This window comes from Streptomyces sp. NPDC004658 (assembly GCF_040609555.1).
Lineage (GTDB): Bacteria > Actinomycetota > Actinomycetes > Streptomycetales > Streptomycetaceae > Streptomyces.
The window spans coordinates 1-20,188 of the sequence record NZ_JBEXKG010000138.1 but is presented as its reverse complement, the minus strand read 5'-3'; the positions used below and the strand labels follow the sequence as shown (position 1 = coordinate 20,188).

Annotated in this window: 22 protein-coding genes and 1 pseudogene; 15 read left to right on the top strand and 8 right to left on the bottom strand. The window is 73.1% G+C overall.

Going from position 1 to position 20,188, the window contains the following annotated elements:
- Window positions 1-409 (top strand): annotated as a pseudogene (locus tag ABZV94_RS32330) (saccharopine dehydrogenase); the annotation flags it as partial.
- A gap of 108 nt (window positions 410-517) precedes the next feature.
- Entirely contained in the window at window positions 518-706 is a 189-nt protein-coding gene (locus tag ABZV94_RS32325; RefSeq protein ID WP_356346720.1) for a hypothetical protein, read from the top strand.
- Here the strand turns inward: ABZV94_RS32325 and ABZV94_RS32320 are convergent.
- Complete coding sequence (locus ABZV94_RS32320) at window positions 655-1,413, bottom strand: endonuclease V (protein WP_356346718.1); 759 nt, start codon at window positions 1,411-1,413, stop codon at window positions 655-657. The genes ABZV94_RS32325 and ABZV94_RS32320 overlap by 52 nt on opposite strands.
- A 59-nt stretch (window positions 1,414-1,472) precedes the next feature.
- Here ABZV94_RS32320 and ABZV94_RS32315 point away from each other — a divergent pair, with 59 nt between their 5' ends.
- Window positions 1,473-1,769, top strand: coding sequence for a YciI family protein (locus tag ABZV94_RS32315; protein WP_356346717.1), 297 nt, complete (start codon window positions 1,473-1,475; stop codon window positions 1,767-1,769).
- Between the two features lie 41 nt (window positions 1,770-1,810).
- Here ABZV94_RS32315 and ABZV94_RS32310 read toward each other — a convergent pair whose 3' ends face one another.
- Both ABZV94_RS32310 and ABZV94_RS32305 read right to left on the bottom strand, forming a co-directional pair.
- A complete protein-coding gene (locus ABZV94_RS32310) occupies window positions 1,811-2,149 on the bottom strand; it encodes a plasmid stabilization protein (RefSeq protein ID WP_356346715.1) in 339 nt (112 codons plus the stop codon).
- 75 nt (window positions 2,150-2,224) lie between these two features.
- On the bottom strand, window positions 2,225-3,196 hold the full coding sequence (locus ABZV94_RS32305; protein ID WP_356346724.1) for an oxidoreductase: 972 nt from the start codon (window positions 3,194-3,196) through the stop codon (window positions 2,225-2,227).
- 453 nt (window positions 3,197-3,649) lie between these two features.
- On the opposite strand from ABZV94_RS32305, the gene ABZV94_RS32300 reads away from it, so the two are divergent.
- The 4 genes from ABZV94_RS32300 to ABZV94_RS32285 all read left to right on the top strand — a co-directional run bounded on the left by ABZV94_RS32300 (window position 3,650) and on the right by ABZV94_RS32285 (window position 8,147).
- Window positions 3,650-4,066, top strand: coding sequence for an SsgA family sporulation/cell division regulator (locus ABZV94_RS32300; protein WP_356346713.1), 417 nt, complete (start codon window positions 3,650-3,652; stop codon window positions 4,064-4,066).
- 330 nt (window positions 4,067-4,396) lie between these two features.
- Window positions 4,397-6,022 carry an ABC-F family ATP-binding cassette domain-containing protein gene (locus tag ABZV94_RS32295; RefSeq protein ID WP_356346711.1) on the top strand — a complete coding sequence of 542 codons (1,626 nt, stop codon included), beginning with the start codon at window positions 4,397-4,399 and terminating at the stop codon, window positions 6,020-6,022.
- Between the two features lie 144 nt (window positions 6,023-6,166).
- Window positions 6,167-6,943 (top strand): dimethylargininase, encoded by a 777-nt coding sequence (ddaH, locus tag ABZV94_RS32290; RefSeq protein ID WP_356346709.1) that lies wholly within the window; start codon window positions 6,167-6,169, stop codon window positions 6,941-6,943.
- Between the two features lie 229 nt (window positions 6,944-7,172).
- Window positions 7,173-8,147: an acyl-ACP desaturase gene (locus ABZV94_RS32285; protein WP_356346707.1), complete on the top strand. Its 975-nt coding sequence runs from the start codon at window positions 7,173-7,175 to the stop codon at window positions 8,145-8,147.
- A gap of 61 nt (window positions 8,148-8,208) precedes the next feature.
- Here ABZV94_RS32285 and ABZV94_RS32280 read toward each other — a convergent pair whose 3' ends face one another.
- On the bottom strand, window positions 8,209-8,454 hold the full coding sequence (locus ABZV94_RS32280; RefSeq protein WP_356346705.1) for a WhiB family transcriptional regulator: 246 nt from the start codon (window positions 8,452-8,454) through the stop codon (window positions 8,209-8,211).
- Window positions 8,455-8,723: 269 nt separating this feature from the next.
- On the opposite strand from ABZV94_RS32280, the gene ABZV94_RS32275 reads away from it, so the two are divergent.
- The gene (locus ABZV94_RS32275; RefSeq protein WP_356346703.1) at window positions 8,724-9,512 is read left to right on the top strand and encodes a VOC family protein; all 789 of its coding nucleotides are present in this window, start codon (window positions 8,724-8,726) and stop codon (window positions 9,510-9,512) included.
- Between the two features lie 130 nt (window positions 9,513-9,642).
- Here the strand turns inward: ABZV94_RS32275 and ABZV94_RS32270 are convergent, their stop codons facing one another.
- Window positions 9,643-10,719 carry a LacI family DNA-binding transcriptional regulator gene (locus ABZV94_RS32270; RefSeq protein WP_356346702.1) on the bottom strand — a complete coding sequence of 359 codons (1,077 nt, stop codon included), beginning with the start codon at window positions 10,717-10,719 and terminating at the stop codon, window positions 9,643-9,645.
- Between the two features lie 95 nt (window positions 10,720-10,814).
- Window positions 10,815-11,834 carry a non-homologous end-joining DNA ligase gene (gene ligD, locus ABZV94_RS32265; protein ID WP_356346700.1) on the bottom strand — a complete coding sequence of 340 codons (1,020 nt, stop codon included), beginning with the start codon at window positions 11,832-11,834 and terminating at the stop codon, window positions 10,815-10,817.
- Between the two features lie 94 nt (window positions 11,835-11,928).
- On the opposite strand from ligD, the gene ABZV94_RS32260 reads away from it, so the two are divergent.
- Window positions 11,929-13,047: an ATP-dependent DNA ligase gene (locus ABZV94_RS32260; protein WP_356346698.1), complete on the top strand. Its 1,119-nt coding sequence runs from the start codon at window positions 11,929-11,931 to the stop codon at window positions 13,045-13,047.
- 16 nt (window positions 13,048-13,063) lie between these two features.
- Here ABZV94_RS32260 and ABZV94_RS32255 read toward each other — a convergent pair whose 3' ends face one another.
- Complete coding sequence (locus ABZV94_RS32255) at window positions 13,064-14,254, bottom strand: zinc-dependent alcohol dehydrogenase (protein WP_356346696.1); 1,191 nt, start codon at window positions 14,252-14,254, stop codon at window positions 13,064-13,066.
- Window positions 14,255-14,447: 193 nt separating this feature from the next.
- Entirely contained in the window at window positions 14,448-14,912 is a 465-nt protein-coding gene (locus ABZV94_RS32250; protein WP_356346694.1) for a MarR family transcriptional regulator, read from the bottom strand.
- Window positions 14,913-15,105: 193 nt separating this feature from the next.
- On the opposite strand from ABZV94_RS32250, the gene ABZV94_RS32245 reads away from it, so the two are divergent.
- The 6 genes from ABZV94_RS32245 to pcaB form a co-directional block, all read left to right on the top strand.
- Window positions 15,106-15,888: a CoA transferase subunit A gene (locus tag ABZV94_RS32245; RefSeq protein WP_356346692.1), complete on the top strand. Its 783-nt coding sequence runs from the start codon at window positions 15,106-15,108 to the stop codon at window positions 15,886-15,888.
- Window positions 15,888-16,532 (top strand): CoA transferase subunit B, encoded by a 645-nt coding sequence (locus ABZV94_RS32240; RefSeq protein WP_356346690.1) that lies wholly within the window; start codon window positions 15,888-15,890, stop codon window positions 16,530-16,532. Before ABZV94_RS32245 ends, ABZV94_RS32240 begins: the two co-directional genes overlap by 1 nt.
- 23 nt (window positions 16,533-16,555) lie before the next feature.
- The gene (locus ABZV94_RS32235; RefSeq protein WP_356346722.1) at window positions 16,556-17,749 is read left to right on the top strand and encodes a thiolase family protein; all 1,194 of its coding nucleotides are present in this window, start codon (window positions 16,556-16,558) and stop codon (window positions 17,747-17,749) included.
- Window positions 17,750-17,820: 71 nt separating this feature from the next.
- Window positions 17,821-18,594, top strand: coding sequence for a protocatechuate 3,4-dioxygenase subunit beta (gene pcaH / locus ABZV94_RS32230; RefSeq protein WP_356346688.1), 774 nt, complete (start codon window positions 17,821-17,823; stop codon window positions 18,592-18,594).
- A 5-nt stretch (window positions 18,595-18,599) separates the two neighbouring features.
- Entirely contained in the window at window positions 18,600-19,202 is a 603-nt protein-coding gene (gene pcaG, locus ABZV94_RS32225; protein WP_356346686.1) for a protocatechuate 3,4-dioxygenase subunit alpha, read from the top strand.
- A partial coding sequence (gene pcaB, locus ABZV94_RS32220) for a 3-carboxy-cis,cis-muconate cycloisomerase (RefSeq protein WP_356346684.1) occupies window positions 19,199-20,188 on the top strand: 990 nt, incomplete at its 3' end. The genes pcaG and pcaB, both read left to right, overlap by 4 nt.

Sequence of the window (20,188 nt, the reverse complement as noted above, 5' to 3'; positions counted from 1 at the left end):
CTTCCGTTACCGGCACTACGCGGCCGTGCGGCGCCTGCCGGTCGCCCTCGGCGGAGTCGCGGCGGTCGGCGCGGTGACGGCCGCGGCCCAGCTGCCGCCCGCCCGGCGCTGGCTGTCGGACCGGCTCAAGCCGGGTGACGGACCGAGCGCGCAGAAGCGGGCGAAGAGCTGGTTCTCGGTGCGGTTCGTCGGCGAGGGCGGCGGCCGGCGCGTGTTCACCGAGGTCGCGGGCGGCGACCCCGGGTACGACGAGACGGCGAAGATGTTCGCCGAGGCGGCCCTGTGCCTGGCGTTCGACGACCTGCCGCCCACGGCCGGACAGGTCACCACGGCCCAGGCGATGGGCGACGCCCTCACCGAGCGGCTGCGCGCGGCGGGGATCACCTTCCGGGTGGCGGCGCAGCGCTGACGGAAGCCGCCCGTCACGGCCGCCGCCGTGGGCTCCACCGCGGGGCCGGCTGCCTCTCTGCGACGATGGCAGCTTGTGCCGGACGAGATGCGAGGAGGCGGAGCAGCCGTGAAGTTCGTGCTCGAAGTGACCCTGGACGACGGCGCGATGGCGCGGGACCGGGTGGGCGAGCTGGAGCGCGTCCTGCGGTACTGGGGCGGCAATCTGCGCCATTACGCCCTCGAACCGGGCGACGGTTCGGCCGTCTACGACTCGGAGTACCGGGAGGTCGGCGCCTGGCGCGTCGCCGGGTCCTGATCCCCGTCGGCGGTCAGGCCCTGTGCCGCCTCGCGCAGCGCGCGTCGGCACAGGGCGTCCGCCCGGCGGGTGGTCTCGGGCAGCCGGTACCGCGGGGTCAGTGCCAGGGTGTGCGCCACGGCGTTGTCCAGGCCCACCCGGTGACCGACCGACACGAACACCGGCTTGACGCCGTCCCGGGTCCGCACGGCGCGCCCCACCTCCTCGGTCCCGGCGAGCAGCGGTGCCCAGCCGCCCCGGGCGGGCTCGGGGTCGTCGTACGCGAAGGTGAACGGGTTCTTGGCGACCCCGACGGTGGGCAGGTCCGTGAGCACACCCAGGTGGCTCGCCAGGCCGAAGCGGCGCGGGTGCGCCAGGCCGTAGCCGTCGCACACCACCAGGCCGGGCGGGCACGGCAGCCGGTCCAGGGCGGCGCGGACGGTGGGGATCTCACGGAAGGCGAGGAGCCCGGGCACGTACGGGAAGGAGACCCGGCCGACGGCCGTCGCCTCCGCGACGACGTCGAGGGTGGCGGCGTCCAGCACGACGGCCGCCGCCGCGACCAGGTCCAGGGCGTCGTCGTAGGCGACGTCGACCCCGGTGACCCGGCCCGTCCCGGGCGGCGGCCCGGGTTCGTCCAGCACCACCCGCCCGCGCAGCTCGTCCTGGACGGCGCGGGCCTCGTCCTCGGTGGCGGGCCAGCCCGCGGGTACGCCGACGATCCTCATGCCGTGTGACTGTACGGTCCCGCCACGGGCCGCCGGCCGGGCGGGGTAGGGTCGTGATCATGTTCGTACTGGAGCTGACCTACACCGCGCCGCTCGACGCCGTGGACGCCGTTCTGCCGGACCATGTGGCCTGGCTGGAGGAGCAGTACGAAAAGGGCCTCTTCCTGGCCTCCGGACGCAAGAACCCCCGCGACGGCGGAGTGATCCTCGCTGTCGCGGGGGACCGCGCCCGCATCGACGAGATCGTCGCGAGCGACCCGTTCACCGTCGCCGGTGTGTGCGCCTACCGCGTCACGGAGTTCCTCGCCACGAAGACGGCCCCGGAGCTGGCGCGTCACCGGCAGACACTGGACTGAAGTCGCCGCCGACCTCCTCGGGCATCGGGCCTGGCGGGCCGTCAGCCCTTCTTGGCGTTCAGCGCGCGCTGGAGTTCGTCCTTGTTCATGTGCGAGCGGCCCTCGATGCCGCGCTGCCTCGCCTCGTTGTACAGCTGGTCGCGGGTCGGGCCGTGCGAGCCGACCCTGTTGCCCGACCGCTGACCGCCGCGCTTGCCGGACGACATGTCCTGCGTCGAGCTGCGGCTGGCGGTCTTGGACTCGCCGGAGCGGGCGCGTTCCTTGTTCACCGTCCGCGCGGCGATCTCCTTGGCGCGCCCGGTGCTCTCGCCCCGGTCCTGCGCGCTCTTCTTGATGTGCTCGTACTGACGCTCACGCTTGGGGCTGGAACCGGCTGGCATGATCGCTCCCTTCCTTTGCGGCGGGGAACGAGTACCCGTGTTCGGCGACGCTTATCTCACCGGTTGCGCCGCGCCTCACCGTTCGAGCCGTGCCACCCGCCCCTGCTCGCCCGCCGCCCAGCAGCTCAGGTCGGGGGTGCAGGCGACGGTGTCGTACGAGCCGGTGTCGATCGTCCGCCAGGTGCGCCCGCCGTCGGTGGTCAGGTCGGTGCCGGTCGGGCCGACGGCCAGCGCGGCGGTGCGGCTGTGCGGGAGCCAGGCGGCGCCCGAGCGGTACGCGGGCGGTGGGGTGGTGGCGGGCCGCCAGGTGCGGCCGCCGTCTTCGGTGAACGCGGCGGCCCGCGGGGAGGGCTGGTCGGGGCGGTAGTCGCCGCCGACCGCGATGCCGTGGGTGCGGTCGCGGAAGGCCAGCGCGAAGACGCCCTTGGCCGGATCGCCCGCGGGGACCGGTGTGCCGGCGGCCGTCCAGGTGAGCCCGCGGTCGGCGGAGTGCAGCACGCGCGCGTGGGCGCCGCCGCCGGTGGCGAGCCAGACGTCCTTCGGGCCGGCGGTGACGAGGCACTGGCCGCTCGCGGCGAAGCCCGCCTCGCCGTCCAGCGCGGGCGGCATGCCGTCCGCGGACAGCACGCGCCAGGAGCGTCCGCCGTCGGCGGTGGACAGGATGCGGAACCTGCCGTCCACGGGGTCGCTCAGGGCGAGGCCGTGGCGGCGGTCGAAGAAGGCGAGGCAGTCGTAGAAGGCCTTCGGGTCGGTGTTGCGGAAGGACTCGGTCCAGGTCGTACCGCCGTCGTCGGTGCGGTAGACGCGGGAGGCCTCGCCCTCGCCGATGGCGAGCACCACCGCGCGTCGGGCGTCGAACGCCGTCACGTCCCGGAACTGCAGACCGGCCGCCCCCGGCGGGGAGACGTCCCGCCAGTGCGCGCCGCCGTCCGTGGTGCGCAGCACCGTGCCTTCGGTGCCGGCCAGCCAGGCGGTGCGCCGGTCGACGGCCGCGAGCCCGCGGAAACGGATCGTCGGCGTGCCGGGGTCCTTCGCCGCCCAGTGCACGCGCGCCGGGCCGGTGTCCGCCGCCGCGGGGTTCACGGGTCCGGCGTCGGCGCCCGGCTGCTCGGTGCCGGGGCCCGGCTGTCCCGGGCTCGCCCGGCCGGTGGTGCCCTGGGCGAGCGGACGGGCCTCGGCCGCCGGGACCGTCAGGGCGGCCAGTGCCGCCCCGCAGGCCACTCCCGCCGCCAGCAGCCGGCTCGTCCGTCCCCTGCGTCGCGTGCTCCCCAAGCGCCTCATGGCGGGCGAAGCTAGCCCCACTGCCCCGGCCCCGTCCAGAGGGCCTGCCGTGCCCCGCGCCGGCCGACGCGCGGGAACGGCCGTGCGCTGTGCGTGCATGAACGCGGTGACCGAGGTCACTCGTTCCCCGTGTGCACGCATCGGCCGTTTCCGTCGTCTCTTCCAGTGCCGGGTGCCGCACATCCGGGCGCAGTCCATCCGTCACGAGGGAGCAAGGCGTTGTCCACCGTCATCGAGCAGCCCGTAGAGGCCCGTCTCGTCGCCGCCGCACCGCGCATGCCGAGCATTCCCGCCACGCTGTGCTACGACCGGCGCGACCCGTTCGCCGTCCGCATGACGTTCCCCGCCCCGGCCACGCTGGAGGGCGTCGACGTGTGCTGGACCTTCTCCCGCGAGCTGCTGACGGCCGGTCTCCAGGGCGCCGAGGGCCACGGTGACGTCCGCGTGCGGCCGTACGGGTACGACCGCACGGTGCTGGAGTTCCACGCCCCGGAGGGCACCGCGATCGTGCATGTGCGCTCCGGTGAGATCCGGCGGTTCCTGGAGGCGACCAACGACCTGGTCCCCGCGGGCCTCGAACACCTCCAGCTCGACCTGGACCACGACCTGGCGGAGCTGATGCGCGACGCCTGCTGATGCGCGAAGCCCGCTGAGCGCTTCCCTCGTGAACGCCACGCGCGCGTGGGCGGCGCGGCGGTCGAATCCCGTTGACAGCGCTCCCCCGCCCTCCTACGGTGTACAGCGGTTCTGTTGCCGTCGATTGGAGAAGGACGTTGCTCGTCTGAGGTCCTGAGGCACCGCGTCGCACCGGTGAGGTGTGCGTGGCGTACGACCTCGGCGTCCGAGCCGTCCTCCGGCACAGGCCCTTTCCCGTGGCCTCCTTCCGTGCCCCAGACCTTTCGGTTTCCGCCTCGCGGTGTCTCGACACGCGTCCACCCGAACGCACCCGTCCCTCGCGAGGCGCCCATGTCTGCTTCCCTCACCTGCACCTCCCTGTCCTTCACCTGGCCCGACGGCACCGCCGTCTTCGACGGCCTGGACATCGCCTTCGGCCCCGGCAGGACCGGGCTCGTCGGCGTCAACGGATCGGGCAAGTCCACCCTGCTCAAGCTGATGGCCGGACAACTCGCACCCGCCGACGGCACCCTCAAGGCCACCGGCGAGATCGGCTACCTCCCGCAGAACGTCACGCTCGACACCGCGCTCCGCGTCGACGAGGCCCTCGGCATCGCCGGCCGGCGGGCCGCCCTGCACGCCATCGAGGCGGGCGACGTCGCCGAGGAGCACTTCGAGGCCGTCGGCGACGACTGGGACGTCGAGGAGCGCGCCCTGGCCACCCTCGGCGAACTCGGCCTCGGCCACATCGGCCTGGACCGGACGGTCGGCGAGGTGTCCGGGGGCGAGTCGGTGCTGCTGCGGCTCGCCGCGCTGCTGCTGCGCCGTCCCGACATCCTGCTGCTGGACGAACCCACCAACAATCTCGACCTGTACGCGCGCCGCCGGCTGTACCAGACGGTGGCCTCCTGGCCGGGCGTGCTGGTCGTCGTCAGCCACGACCGGGAACTGCTCGACCTGGTCGACCAGATCGCGGAGCTGCGCTCCGGGGAGGTCGCCTGGTTCGGCGGCAACTTCTCGGCCTACGAGGAGGCGCTGGCCGTCGAGCAGGAGGCGGCCGAGCGGATGCTGCGCGTCGCCGAGGCCGATGTGCGCAAGCAGAAGCGCGAACTGGCCGACGCCCAGGTCAAACTGGCCCGTCGCAAGCGGTACGGGCAGAAGATGTACGAGCAGAAGCGCGAGCCGAAGATCGTCATGGGGGCACGCAAGCGGGCCGCCCAGGAGTCGGCCGGCAAGCACCGCATCATGCACGAGGAGCGGCTCGCCGAGGCCAGGGAACGGCTGGACGAGGCGGTGGATGCGGTGCGGGACGACGACGAGATCCGTGTCGACCTGCCGTACACGGCCGTACCGCCGGGCCGGCAGGTGCTCACCCTGGAGAAGCTGGAAACGGCCTACCAGGCGCGCGTGCCGGGCATCCTCGATCTGCGCGGCCCGGAGCGGATCGCGCTCGTCGGCCGCAACGGCGCGGGCAAGACGACGCTGCTGCGGACCGTCGCCGGGGAGCTGGCGCCGGTGTCGGGCACGGTGACGGCCCATGTCCCGCTGCGGTTCCTGCCCCAGCGGCTGGACGTGCTGGACGACGACCTGTCGGTGGCCGAGAACGTCGCCCGGTTCGCGCCGGGTGCCACCAACAACCGGGTCCGGGCCCGGCTCGCCCGCTTCCTGTTCCGGGGCGCGCGGGCCGACCAGAAGGCGGCCACCCTGTCGGGCGGTGAGCGTTTCCGGGCCGCCCTGGCCGCGCTGATGCTCGCCGAGCCCGCGCCCCAACTGCTGCTGCTGGACGAGCCGACCAACAACCTCGACATGGCGAGCGTCCGGCAGCTGACCACGGCCCTGGAGTCGTACGAGGGCGCGCTGATCGTCGCCAGCCACGATCTGCCGTTCCTGGAGTCGATCGGGATCACCCGGTGGTTGCTGATGGAGGGAGGGGAGCTGACGGAGACGACGCCCGAGGCGCTGCGGGATCCCGCCTGACCGGCAGGGCGGCGGGGTCTGCGGCGAGACGCGCCGGGCACCGGAGGTTTGGCCCTGGCCCGGCCGCCCTGCATGATGACGGACCGGCGCCGTGTGAGCGGCGCCGGACCGCACCATCGCTCCGACCGATTCGAAAGGCCCCTCGTGCCCAGCAAGAAGGCCCTCGTCCGCCGCCCCAGCCCCCTCCTGGCCGACGGCCTGGTGACGCACATCCAGCGGGAGAAGGTCGACGTCGGGCTGGCCGGCGAGCAGTGGGAGGCGTACGTCGAGGCCCTGCGCGCGCACGGCTGGGAGATCATCGAGGTCGAACCGGCCGACGACTGCCCGGACTCGGTGTTCGTCGAGGACACCGTCGTCATGTACAGGAACGTGGCGTTGATCACCCGTCCCGGTGCCGAGTCGCGGCGGGCGGAGACCGCGGGCGTCGAGGAGGCGGTGGCCCGTCTCGGCTGCTCGGTGAACTGGATATGGGAGCCGGGCACGCTGGACGGCGGGGACGTCCTCAAGGTCGGCGAGACCGTGTACGTCGGCCGCGGCGGGCGGACCAACGCGGCCGGCGTGCAGCAGCTCCGGGCGGCCTTCGAACCGCTGGGCGCCCGCGTGGTGGCCGTACCCGTGAGCAAGGTGCTGCACCTGAAGTCGGCGGTGACGGCGCTGCCCGACGGCACGGTGATCGGGCACATCCCGAAGATCGACCGGCCGTCGCTGTTCCCCGGGTTCCTGGCGGTGCCGGAGGAGTCCGGCGCGCACGTGGTGCTGCTCGGCGGCGGCAAGCTGCTGATGGCGGCGAGCGCCCCGAAGACCGCGGAGCTGCTGACCGACCTGGGCCACGACGTGGTGACGGTCGACATCAGCGAGTTCGAGAAGCTGGAGGGCTGTGTGACCTGCCTCTCGGTGCGCCTGCGGGAGCTGTACGTCTGACCGGGTGACGGCGTCGCCCCGACAGCCCCGGGACCTGCGTGTCCCGGGGCTGTCGGGCATGGCCGGGCCGGGCGGGCGGGGGCGGGCTGATCAGCGGTTCTTTACAGCACGCTTAACCTACGGCTTCGTAACCTACGGATTCGTAGCCTACGATCACGTAGGTCCCCGGCACCGCTCGCCGGACCGTCCCCCTTCCTCCCCCGTTGTTCGCCGTCCCCCTGGAGTTCCTGTGACGATCACCTCCCCCCACCTCGGCAGCCCGTCCGTCTGGACCGACGCGCGGCTGCTGTACGCACTGGAGGAAGTGGTCGAGAGGGAGTTGAACCGGCACCTGAAGGTCGCCAAGGACTGGATGCCCCACGAGTACGTGCCGTGGAGCGACGGCCGCAACTTCCCCGGCCTGTTCGAGGACGGGGAGGCCTGGGACAAGGAGCAGTCCCAGGTGACGGAGATCGGCCGGATCGCCCTCGTGGTGAACCTGCTGACCGAGGACAACCTGCCGAGCTACCACCACGAGATCGCCTCGCTGTTCGGCCGCGACGGCGCCTGGGGCACCTGGGTGCACCGCTGGACGGCCGAGGAGGGCCGGCACGGGATCGTGATGCGGGACTACCTGCTGACCTCGCGCGCGGTGGACCCGGACAAGCTGGAACGTTTCCGTATGGCGCACATGAGCGAGGGTTTCGAGTCCGACAACCGGCACTCGATGCTGCACTCGGTGGCCTACGTCGCCTTCCAGGAGCTGGCCACGCGCATCTCGCACCGCAACACCGGCCACCAGTCCGGGGACCCGGTGTGCGACCGGATGCTGGCCCGCATCGCGACCGACGAGAACCTGCACATGGTCTTCTACCGCAACCTGCTGAAGGCCGCGTTCGAGCTGGCGCCCGACCTGACCATGCAGGCGGTGCGGGACGTCGTCGTGAACTTCCGGATGCCGGGTCACGGCATCCCCGGCTTCGAGCGGGCCGCCGCGCAGATGGCGATCGGCGAGGTGTACAACCTCCGCATCCACCACGACGACGTGCTGCAGCCGGTGCTGCGCTTCCTCAAGGTCCTGGAGATCGACGGCCTCGGTCCCGAGGGACGCCAGGCGCAGGAGGAACTCGGCATGTTCCTCGGCGGGCTGAACGCGGAGGCCTCGAAGTTCGACGAGAAGCTGGCCGCGCGGAAGGCCCGGATGGCGGCGCGCGCCGAGGGGTGACACCCCGCGCGCGGGCCTCTTCCGGGGCCCGGGCCCGGGGACGGCCTGCCGTGCGGGGGCGTCAGCGGGCGGTGCGGCGCAGGGCGAGACGCTCCTTCTCCGACAGGCCGCCCCAGACGCCGAACCGCTCGTCGTTGGCCAGCGCGTAGTCCAGACAGGCCGGGCGCAGCTCGCACATGGCGCAGATGCGCTTCGCCTCGCGCACCGAGCTGCCGGGCTCGGGGAAGAAGAAGTCCGGCCCGGTCTGCGCGCACAGCGCCTGCGCCTGCCAGGTGTCGTCGGCCGGGGTGATGGTTTCTGTGTGCATGGCCAGGAGCCTGCCCCACGCCGAAAAACGTTCGATCAACGTCGGAGAAACGCCGGGACCGGGGTCTGCGACCGCCCCGATGATGCTCCCCGCGGCCCGGCGGGTGCACGGCGGCGCGCCCGGCCGCGCGAAAACCAGGAGAACGCGTGCCGTCACGCTCGGTGAGAGTGGGGCGGTCCCGTGCCGCGCGGTGTTCCGGCGGCGATTGTCAGTGGGCGATGCCAGACTCGGCAGTGCACAGGACGGGACCCCTTGCGAGGAGGGCCGAAATGCTCACCACCCGGTTCGTCAACGGCGCGCCCAACTGGATCGACGTCGGCAGCCCCGACATCGAGGGCGCCGCCTCCTTCTACGGCGCCCTGTTCGGCTGGAGCTTCCGGTCGGCGGGGCCGGACGCCGGCGGTTACGGCTTCTTCCAGCTGGACGGCAGGACCGTCGCGGGCGGCATGCAGACCGGTCCCGACCAGGGGCCCCCGGCCTGGACGGTGTACTTCCAGAGCGAGGACGCCCAGGCCACCGCCAAGGCGGCCGAAGAGGCCCGCGGCAGAGTGCTGTTCCAGCCGATGGACGTGCTGGGCCAGGGCCGCATGGCGGTCCTCGCCGACCGGGCGGGCGCGCCGTTCGGCGTCTGGCAGCCGGGCCGGACCAAGGGCGTGGAACTGGCCGGCGAGCCCGGCTCCCTGTGCTGGGTGGAGCTGTACACGCCGGACATCGCCGCCGCCGCCGCGTTCTACCGCCGGGTGCTGGGCCTGGAGACCTCCGCGCCGTTCCCGGGCGGGACGTACACCTGTTTCAACCCGGACGGTGCCGGTGAGGACGCGATGTTCGGTGGGATGGTGCCGCTGGCCGACGATCCCACCGAGGCGGAGGCGGGTCCTTACTGGCTGCCGTACTTCGAGGTGGAGGACACCGACGCCGTGGTGGAGCAGGCGCAGCGCCTGGGCGGAACGGTGCGGTTGCCCGCGACGACCATGGAGGGCGTGGGCCGCATGGCCAGACTCGCCGACCCGTACGGGGTCCGCTTCGCGGTGATCAGGAGCGAGCGGCGGCAGGGCTGAGCCTCCGGCGTGCGCCCGTGGCCGACGTTCGCCGGGGTGGTGCGGCGGCTGGGGCCTCTCGTTCGGATCATGCCGGGCTCGCGGGCCCTGGCACCGCGCCCTGATCCGGCCTGATCCGAACGAACGACCCCTAGGCCGAGGCGCGGCGTATCAGGGTGGTCGGGAGGATCACTCCCGACGGCGGTGCCTCCTGGGCGGCGGCCGTCGTGGCCGTGCCCTCCCGGGCGCCGGACAGGCCGCGCAGCAGCAGGCGGGCCATCAGCCGTCCCATCTCCTCGATGTCCTGACGGACCGTCGTCAGCGGCGGGTCGGCCTGTTCGGTGACCGGCAGCATGTCGTCGAAGCCGACCACGGCCACGTCCTCGGGCACGCGCCGGCCGACGGCGCGCAGCACCCGCAGGGCGCCGAGCGCGGTGAGGTCGTTGGCGGCGAACACGGCGTCGACGTCCGGGCAGCGGTCGAGGAGTTCGCGCATGGCGCGTTCGCCGCCGGATGGGGTGAAGTCGCTCTCCTCGACCAGCCGGGGATCATACGCGCCCAGGACCTCGGTCATGGCGTCCCGGTAGCCGTCGAGCCGGTCCACCGCCGAGGTCTGGTCCAGCGCACCGGTGATGTGGGCGACGCGCCGGCGGCCGAGGTCCAGCAGATGCCGGACGGCCGCGCGGGCCCCGCCCCTGTTGTCGCAGTCGACGTACACCACGCCCGGGTCCGACGCCCTGGCGTCCGCGCCCCAGTCGGGGCGCCCGCCGAACACGGTGGGCACGCCGGCGTCGTGGATGAGACCGGGCAGCGGGTCGTCCAGGTGCAGCGAGAAGACGAGCGCGCCGTCGACGTGGCCGCCGGCGAGATAGCGGGCCACGCGCGCGTGGTCGGCGCGGCCCTCGGTGAGCAGCAGCACCAGCTGGTTGTCGTGCGCGGTCAGTTCCTTGCTGATGCCGCGCAGCTGGAGGGCGAAGAAGGGGTCGGCGAAGACCCGGCTCTCGGGCTCGGCGATGACGACCGCGACGGCGTCGTGCCGCCGGGTGACGAGGCTGCGCGCCGCCTGGTTGGGGACGTAGCCCAGCTCCTCCACGGCCCGCCGGACCCGCTCGGCCAGGGGCTCGCGGACCCCGTCGCCGCCGTTGACCACGCGGGACACGGTGGCCCGGGACACCCCGGCCCGCGCGGCCACGGCCTCCAGCGTGGGACGCGACACTGCCTCGGTCACTTCGGACTCCTCATCGGCGGCTGCCGATCAGGATAGCCGCGGGACGCGGGGCCGGCCGGTGCCGGGACGGGACGGTACGCGGGGCCGGGCGGGTCTCAGGGCGACGGCTCGCGGCGGGCGCGGCTCGGCTGGACCCGTTTCGGTTCGCCGGGCATCTTCGGGTACTCCGGCGGGTACGGCAGGTCGCCCAGCCCGTGGTCGTGCTCGTCCTGGCGGGCCAGTTCCAGGAGCGCGTCCAGGGAGTAGGCGTGGTCGTCCATGTCGGCGTGCACGTCACCGAGTTCGGCGAACCGTGCCGGCATGGTGGCGAGGTCGAAGTCGCGGGGCTCGGCGACACCGACCTCCTCCCAGCGCAGCGGCGCCGAGACGGGAGCGTGGGGGCGGGGACGTACCGAGTAGGCGGAGGCGATCGTGCGGTCCCTGGCCGTCTGGTTGTAGTCGAGGAAGATGCGGCTCCCGCGCTCCTCCTTCCACCACTTGATGGTCACCCGGTCCGGCATCCGGCGCTCCATCTCCCGGCCGACCGCGATCGCCGCGCGGCGCACCTGCGTGAACGTCCAGCGCGGTTCGATGGGGACGAAGACGTGCAGACCCCGGCCGCCGGAGGTCTTCGGCCAGCCGCGCAGCCCGCCGAACTCGTCCAGCACCGCCCGCAGTTCCTGGGCGGCGCGGGCCGCGTCGGCGTAGTCGGTGCCGGGTTGCGGGTCGAGGTCGATGCGGAGTTCGTCGGGATGGTCGACGTCGGTGGCACGGACCGGCCACGGGTGGAAGGTGAGGGTGCCGTACTGGGCGGCCCACACCACGGCCGCCTCCTCGGTCGGGCACATCTCGTCGGCGCTGCGCCCGCTCGGGAAGGTGATGTGGGCCGTCGGGATCCAGTCGGGCATGCCCTTCGGTGCCCGCTTCTGGTAGAACCACTCGCCGCCGACGCCGTCCGGGTAGCGCTCCAGGGTGGTGGGGCGGTTGCGCAGGGCGCGCAGGATGCCGGGGCCGACGGCCGCGTAGTACCGGGCGAGGTCCAGCTTGGTGAAGCCCCGCTCCGGGAAGAACACCTTGTCCGGGCTGGACAGCCGTACGATCCGGCCGGCCACCTCCAGTTCCACCGCAGCACCCATGCGGCCACGGTAGGCGCACCCCACACAGCTCGCATACCGGGCATACGCGTACAGATGCGAGCGGAACCCGATGCATGCGAGCAGAATCGGAGTCATGGATCTGCCCGTCATGCCGCCCGTGAAGCCGATGCTCGCCAAGTCGGTGGCCAGGATCCCGCCGGGGATGCACTACGAGGCCAAGTGGGACGGCTTCCGGTCGATCGTGTTCCGGGACGGCGCCGAGGTCGAGCTGGGCAGCCGTACCGGAAAGCCTCTGACCAGGTACTTTCCCGAGCTGGTCGAGGCCCTGAAGGAGCGGCTGCCCGAGCGGTGCGTGGTGGACGGGGAGATCGTCATCGCGCGGGGCGGCCGGCTGGACTTCGACGCGCTGACCGAGCGCATCCATCCGGCGGCCTCCCGGGTGCGGATGCTGGCGGAGAAGACCCCGGCCTCCTTCGTCGCCTTCGACCTGCTGGCCCTGGACGACCACGCCCTGCTGGACGTGCCGCTCACCGACCGCCGCGCCCTGCTGGACCGGGCCCTGGCCCGGGCGACGCCACCGGTGCACGTGGCGCCGTCGACGACCGACATCGAGGTGGCCCGGCAGTGGTTCGAGCGGTTCGAGGGCGCCGGCCTCGACGGGGTGGTCGCCAAGCCGCTCACCCTGCACTACCTCCAGGACGAGCGGGCGATGTTCAAGATCAAGCACGAGCGCACGGCGGACGTCGTCGTCGCCGGGTACCGCTTCCACAAGAGCGGCCCGGTGGTGGGCTCACTGCTGCTGGGGCTGTACGACGAGCAGGGCCGGCTCCAGCACGTGGGCGTGTCGGCCGCGTTCGCCATGAAGAGGCGCGCCGAGCTGGTCGAGGAGCTGGAGCCGATGCGCATGGACGACGTCTCCGGGCACCCGTGGGCCGCCTGGACGGACGAGACCGCGCACGAGACGGCCCGGCTGCCGGGCGCGCCGAGCCGCTGGTCGGGCAAGAAGGACCTGTCGTGGGTGCCGCTGCGGCCGGAACGCGTGGCCGAGGTGGCGTACGACCACATGGAGAACGGCCAGCGCTTCCGGCACACGGCCCGCTTCCGCCGCTGGCGCCCGGACCGTACACCGGAGAGCTGCACGTACGCCCAGTTGGAGGAGCCGGTGCGGTACGACCTCGCGGAGATCCTCGGCGAGAAGGGCGAGAAGAGCGAGGGGGGCGGGAGGGACGACGGCGGAGCGGGCGGCGGCTGAGCGGCCACGGCTACGGCTACGGCCGCATGAGGACCTTCACCGCGCCGTCCTGCTTGCGCTGGAACATCTCGTACGCGTGCGGCGCCTGCGCCAGCGGCAGCCGGTGCGTGGCGAAGTCCTCGACACCGAGGGGGTCCTCGTCCGTCAGGTAGGGCAGGATCCGGTCGGTCCAGCGGCGGACGTTCGCCTGGCCCATGCGGAGCTGGATCTGCTTGTCGAAGAGGGTCAGCATCGGCATCGGGTCGGCCATGCCGCCGTAGACACCGCTCAGCGAGATCGTGCCGCCCCGGCGGACCAGGTCGATCGCCATGTACAGGGCGCCCAGCCGGTCGATGCTGAAACGCTCGGCGAGCGGCGCGCTGATCTTGCGGGGCATGAGCGCGGTGGCCTGCTGGGCGAGCTTGGCGGCGGCGCTGCCGTGGGCCTCGGTGCCGACGGCGTCGATCACGGCGTCCGGGCCCCGGCCGCCGGTCTCGTCCCGGATCGCGTGGACCAGCGACTTCTCGTTGTCGAAGGCCCGGATGTCGTACGTCTCCACCCCGCGCCGCTGGGCGCGGGCGAGCCGCTCGGGCACCAGGTCCACGCCGAAGACCCGCTCCGCGCCCCGGGCCTTGGCGATCCGGCAGGCCATGTCGCCGATCGGGCCGAGGCCGAGGACGGCGAGGGTGCCGCCGGGCGGGACGGCCGCGTACTCGACGGCCTGCCAGGCGGTCGGCAGCACGTCGGAGAGGTATACGAACCGGTCGTCCGGCGGGCCCTCGGGCACCTTGATCGGGCCGAACTGTGCCTGCGGGACGCGCAGGTACTCGGCCTGGCCGCCGGGGACGGAGCCGTACAGGCGGCTGTAGCCGAAGATGGCGGCGCCCATGCCCTCGGCGCTGACCTGCGTGGTCTCGCACTGGGTGGGCAGTCCGGTGTCACACATGAAGCAGTGCCCGCAGGCGATCTGGAACGGCACCACGACCCGGTCGCCGGGACGCAGGTCCGGCACCTCGGGGCCGACCTCCTCCACGATGCCCATGGGTTCGTGGCCGAGGACGTCGCCCGGGCTCATGAACGGGGTGAGCACTTCGTACAGGTGCAGGTCGGAGCCGCACAGTCCGGTGGATGTGACGCGGATGACGGCGTCCGTGGGCTCCTCGATCCTCGGGTCGGGCACGTCCTCCACCCGGACGTCCCGCTTGCCCTGCCAGGTGACTGCCTTCATGGGGTCGTGCTCCCTTGGTCGCGTACGGCTGCTGTCGCGTACAGCCGCGTCCCGTGAGTGCGGTGGCCTCCGGGTACCCCCCGCCCACCGCCGCCGAACCCCGAGCTGTGCGCGCAGGTGGAAGGCGGGCCGAGCCCGAGCCGGCTGCCGGCGGCCACCACGGCCACGACCTTCGAGGTCGGTACCGGTGCCGTCAGCCCTGCGCGGCCAGCGGCTCCGCGGGGTTGCGCAACTCCTCGGCCGCGTCCGCGACCCGGCGGATCAGGTCGAAGAAGACGGCCTGTTCCTCGGCGGACAGCGGGGCGAGGAAGACCTGGTTCATCCGGGCGGTCCGCACGGTCAGTTTGCGGTGGGTGCGCAGGCCCTCGTCGGTGAGACGGAGCAGGAAGCGCCGGCCGTCCCGGGGGTCGCGCACCTTGTGCAGCAGCCCCCGGCGGTCGAGCCGGCTGATGACCTCGGCGATGGTGGAGCGGTCCAGGCCGACCCGCTCCCCCACGGTCCGCTGGTCGAGCCCGGGTTCGGCGACGAGGGCGTTCATGACGGCGAACTGCGGCGAGGTGATCTCCTCCGAGACCATCGTGTTCCACAGCAGGTAGTGCGCCTGCTGGAGCCGCCGGGCCAGGTGCCCGGGATGGGTGGCGAGGTCCACCGCGGCCATGTGCGCTCCCCTGGTCGTTTCGTTGGTGCACTGAACGATACCCGGCGCCCGACCCCATGTCTCGTCTCGACCGTCGCACCGATCCCAGGTATTGACGGTCTCCGCCTCCAGTGGCAGCGTGAGCAGCACCTCGCTGAAATAGTCAGTGTCCTGACTATCAGCTCCTGGGAACCGGAGAGACGGAGCTTCACGGATGGACAAGGTGGTCGCCACGGCCGTGGAGGCGGTGGCCGATGTGCCGGACGGCGCGTCGCTCGCCGTCGGCGGGTTCGGGCTCAGCGGTGTACCGAACGTGCTGATCCAGGCGCTGTACGAGCGCGGCGTCGGCGGCCTGAGCGTGGTGTCGAACAACTGCGGGGCGATGGAGTCCGGGCTGGCGGTGCTGCTGGCCGCGGGGCGGATCGCCCGGGTGACCGGGTCCTACATCGGCGCCAACAAGGAGTTCGCGCGTCAGTACCTGGCCGGTGAGCTGGAGGTGGAGCTGATCCCGCAAGGCACGCTGGCCGAGCGGCTGCGCGCGGGCGGCGCCGGCATTCCCGCCTTCTACACCCCGGCCGGGGTCGGCACCCAGGTCGCCGAGGGCGGGCTGCCCTGGCGCTACGACGGCTCCGGCGGGGTCGCGCTGGCCTCGCCGCCGAAGGAGGTGCGGGAGTTCGACGGCGTGGAGTACGTGCTGGAGCGGGGCATCCGTACCGACTTCGCGCTGGTCAGGGCCGCGAAGGGGGACCGGCACGGGAACCTGGTGTTCAACCGGTCCGCCCGGAACTTCAACCCGCTGGCCGCGATGGCGGGCCGGGTGACGATCGCCGAGGTGGAGGAGTTGGTGGAGCCGGGGGCGATCGATCCGGACGCGGTGCACCTGCCGGGTGTCTTCGTGCAGCGGGTGGTGGCGCTCACCCCGGAGCAGGCGGCGGACAAGCGGATCGAGCAGCGGACGGTTTCCGCGCCAGCGGCACGAGGGACGGTGAGCGGCTGATGGCCTGGACACGCGAGGAGATGGCCGCCCGCGCGGCGCTGGAGCTGAGGGACGGGCAGTACGTCAACCTGGGCATCGGCCTGCCGACGCTGATCCCGAACCACCTCCCGGAGGGGGTCGAGGTGGTGCTGGAGTCGGAGAACGGCATCCTGGGCACCGGCCCGTACCCCACCGAGGACCAGGTGGACCCGGATCTGATCAACGCGGGCAAGGAGACGGTGACCGTCCTGCCGGGGGCGTCCTTCTTCGACTCGGCGCTGTCGTTCGCGATGATCCGGGGCGGGCACATCGACGTGGCCGTGCTCGGCGCGATGCAGGTGTCCGCCGGCGGCGACCTGGCCAACTGGGCGGTGCCGGGGAAGCTGGTCACCGGGATCGGCGGCGCGATGGACCTGGTGCACGGCGCCCGTCAGGTGATCGTGGTGATGACGCACACCGCGAAGGACGGCTCGGCGAAGATCCTCAAGGAGTGCACGCTGCCGCTCACGGGCCGGGCATGTGTGAACCGGGTCATCACCGATCTGGCCGTCCTGGACGTCACGCGTCAGGGCCTCACGCTGACCGAGACCGCACCGGGCGTGAGCGTTGACGAGGTCGTCGCCAAGACCGACGCGGAACTGACCGTTGCGGAGGCTTGGCTGTGAACTCGGCTTTCACCCGGAATCCCGTGTACATCGTGGACGCCGTTCGCACCCCGATCGGCCGCTACAACGGCGGACTGTCCGCCGTCCGCCCCGACGACCTGGCCGCCCACACCCTCCGCGAACTCCTCGCCCGCGCCCCGGAGCTGGACCCCGCCCGGATCGACGACGTCTACTTCGGCAACGCCAACGGCGCCGGCGAGGAGAACCGCAACGTCGCCCGCATGGCGGCCCTGCTCGCCGGTCTGCCGACCTCCGTGCCGGGCGTCACCGTCAACCGGCTGTGCGCCTCCGGCCTGGAAGCGGTGATCCAGGCGGCCCGTGCCATCGCGGTCGGCGACGCCTCCGTCGCCGTCGCCGGCGGGGTGGAGTCCATGACCCGGGCGCCGTACGTCCTGCCCAAGTCCGACAAGCCGTTCCCGGCCGCCCACACCGAGCTGTACTCGACCACGCTCGGCTGGCGCATGGTCAACCCGGGGATGGACCCGCAGTGGACCGTACCGCTGGGCGAGAGCGCCGAACTGATCGCCGACAAGCACCGGATCACCCGCGAGCAGCAGGACGAGTTCGCCCTCGGCTCCCACCGCAAGGCCGCCGCCGCGCAGGAAAAGGGCCTGTTCGACGCCGAGTTGACGCCCGTGCCGGTTCCGCAGCGCAAGGGCGGCCCGGTCCTCTTCGGCGCCGACGAGTCCGTACGGCCGGACGCCTCCCTCACCGCGATGGCGAAGCTCGCGCCGTCGTTCCGCACAGAGGGGGGCACGGTGACCGCCGGCAACGCCTCTCCGCTGAACGACGGCGCGGCAGCCCTCCTCCTCACCGACGAGGCGGGCCTGCGGGCCACCGGCCGGGAGCCGCTGGCCCGGATCAGCGCGACCGGCGTCTCCGCGACCGACCCGCACTACTTCGGGCTGGCCCCCGTCGAGGCCGTCAACCGGGCACTCGCCAAGGCGGGCACGTCCTTCGGCGAACTGTCCGTGCTGGAGCTGAACGAGGCCTTCGCCGCCCAGGTGCTCGGCTGCCTCGCCGAATGGCCCCGGTTCGACCCGGCGATCCTCAACCCGCAGGGCGGGGCGATCGCGCTGGGCCATCCGCTCGGCGCCTCCGGAGCCCGGCTCGCCGGGACCGTCGCCCACCAGCTCGCCCGCCGGGGCTCCGGCACCGGCGTGGCCACCCTCTGCATCGGCGTGGGCCAGGGCCTCGCGCTCGTCCTCGAACGGTAGGACCCGGCCCTCGTCCCCGAACGCACACCGCAGACTTCCTCCCCGAACGCAAGGAAGCGTCAGGTATCCCCATGCCTCTCACCCAAGCCGACATCGACCGGGAGATCGCCGCCGCGCACGCCGCCTACGAGAAGCGTGTCGCCGACGGCGCTCCCGTCGAGCACCACCCGCGCCGCGACTACGCGCCGTACCGTTCCTCCGTGCTGCGCCACCCCGAGCAGCCCCTGGTGGCGATCGACACCAGCCAGGACCCCGAGCTCGTGGAGCTGCACTCCCCCGCCTTCGGTGAGCGCGACCTCGCCGAGGTCGACAACGACCTCACCCGGCAGCACACCGGCGAGCCCATCGGCGAGCGGATCACCGTCTCCGGGCGGCTGCTGGACCGGCACGGGCGCCCGGTGCGCGGCCAGCTGATCGAGATCTGGCAGGCCAACTCGGCCGGCCGCTACGCGCACCGGCGCGAGCAGCACGACGCCCCGCTGGACCCGAACTTCACCGGCGTCGGCCGCACCCTCACCGACGCCGAGGGCCGCTACCACTTCACCACGATCCAGCCCGGCCCCTACCCGTGGCGCAACCACGTGGGCGCCTGGCGCCCGGCCCACATCCACTTCTCGGTGTTCGGCACGGCGTTCGCCCAGCGGCTGGTGACGCAGATGTACTTCCCGAACGACCCGCTCTTCCCGTACGACCCGATCCTGCAGTCCGTGACCGACGACGCGGCCCGGCAGCGGCTGGTCGCCACCTACGACCACAGCCTGTCGGTGCCGGAGTTCTCCCTCGGCTACCGCTGGGACATCGTGCTGGACGGCCCGGCCGCCACCTGGACGGAAGAAGGACGCTGACCGCCATGACGATCACCGACCCGGGCAGCCCGGACCAGGTGCTGCCCACCCCGTCCCACACCGTCGGCCCGTTCTACGGCTACGCGCTGCCCTTCCGCGGCGGCGAGGAGATCGCGCCGCTCGGCCACCCGGACACGGTCACCGTGCACGGGTACGTCCTCGACGGCGCCGGCGACCCGCTGCCCGACGCACTGATCGAGCTGTGGGGCCCGCGTCCCGACGGCACCGTCCCCCAGGTGGACGGCTCCCAGCGGCGCGACCCGGCCACGGGTGGCCATCTGGGCCGCAACGGCGTGGAGTTCACCGGCTGGGGCCGCGTCCAGACCGACGCGGACGGCCACTGGTACGCCCGTACGCTGCGGCCCGGCGCACGCGGGCGGAACGCGCCGTACCTCAGCGTCTGCGTCTTCGCGCGCGGCCTGCTCGTGCACCTGTTCACCCGGATCTACCTGCCGGGCGACGAGGCCGCGCTGGCCGCCGACCCGCTGCTCACCCGGGTGGGCGACCGGCGCGACACGCTGATCGCGAGCGCGGAGGCGGGCGGCGCCTACCGTTTCGACATCCGCCTTCAGGGCGAAGGCGAGACGGTCTTCCTGGAGTTCGAGTGACATCTGCCTCCCCTCCCCGCGCCGATGCCGGCCTGCTCGCCCCGGAGTGGGGGCGGTCGGGCGCCGTGTCGGAGACGAGCGACCACGCGTATCTGCGGGCCCTGCTCGACGCCGAGGCCGCGCTGACCCGGGCGCAGGCCGCGCTGGGTCTGGCCCCGGCCGGGGCCGCGACGGCCGTGACCGAGGCCGCCGTGCCGGACCGGTTCGGCATCGGTTCCCTTGCGGCGCGGTCCGCGGAGGGCGGCAACCCGGTCATCCCGCTGGTCGCCGACCTGACGGCGGCGGTCGGCGAGGAGTACGGACCCTACGTCCACAGGGGCGCCACCAGCCAGGACATCATGGACACGGCGACGATGCTGGTCGCCGTGCGCACCCTCGGCCCGGTCCTGGCCGATCTCGGGCGCACCGAGCGTGCGCTGGCCCGCCTCGCCGCCGCCCACCGGGACACGGTGCTGCCGGGGCGGACGCTCACCCAGCACGCCGTGCCCACGACATTCGGGCTGAAGGCGGCCGGCTGGCGCTCGCTCGTCCTGGACGCGCGCGACCGCGTCACCCGGGTCCGGGAGTCGCTGCCCGCCCAGCTCGGCGGCGCCGCCGGGACCCTGGCGGCCCTCCGGGCGTACGGCGCCGAGGACGCGACCGCGCTGACGCGGGCCTACGCCCGCGAAGCCGGCCTCGCCGCACCGGCGTTGCCCTGGCACACCCTGCGTACCCCGGTCGCGGACCTGGCGGGGTGCCTGGCGTTCGCGGCGGGAGCGCTGGGCAAGCTCGCCGTGGACGTCCTGACGCTGGCACGCACCGAGTTCGGCGAGGTGAGCGAGGGCAGCGGCGGCGGCTCGTCGGCCATGCCGCACAAGGCGAACCCGGTGCGCGCCACCCTCCTCGCGTCCGCCGCCCGGCGCGCGCCCCAGCTCGCGGCCACGCTGTACGGCTCCCACTCGGCGTGCCAGGCACCCGCCGGCCGCTCGTCCTCGGCGGCGAGGGAG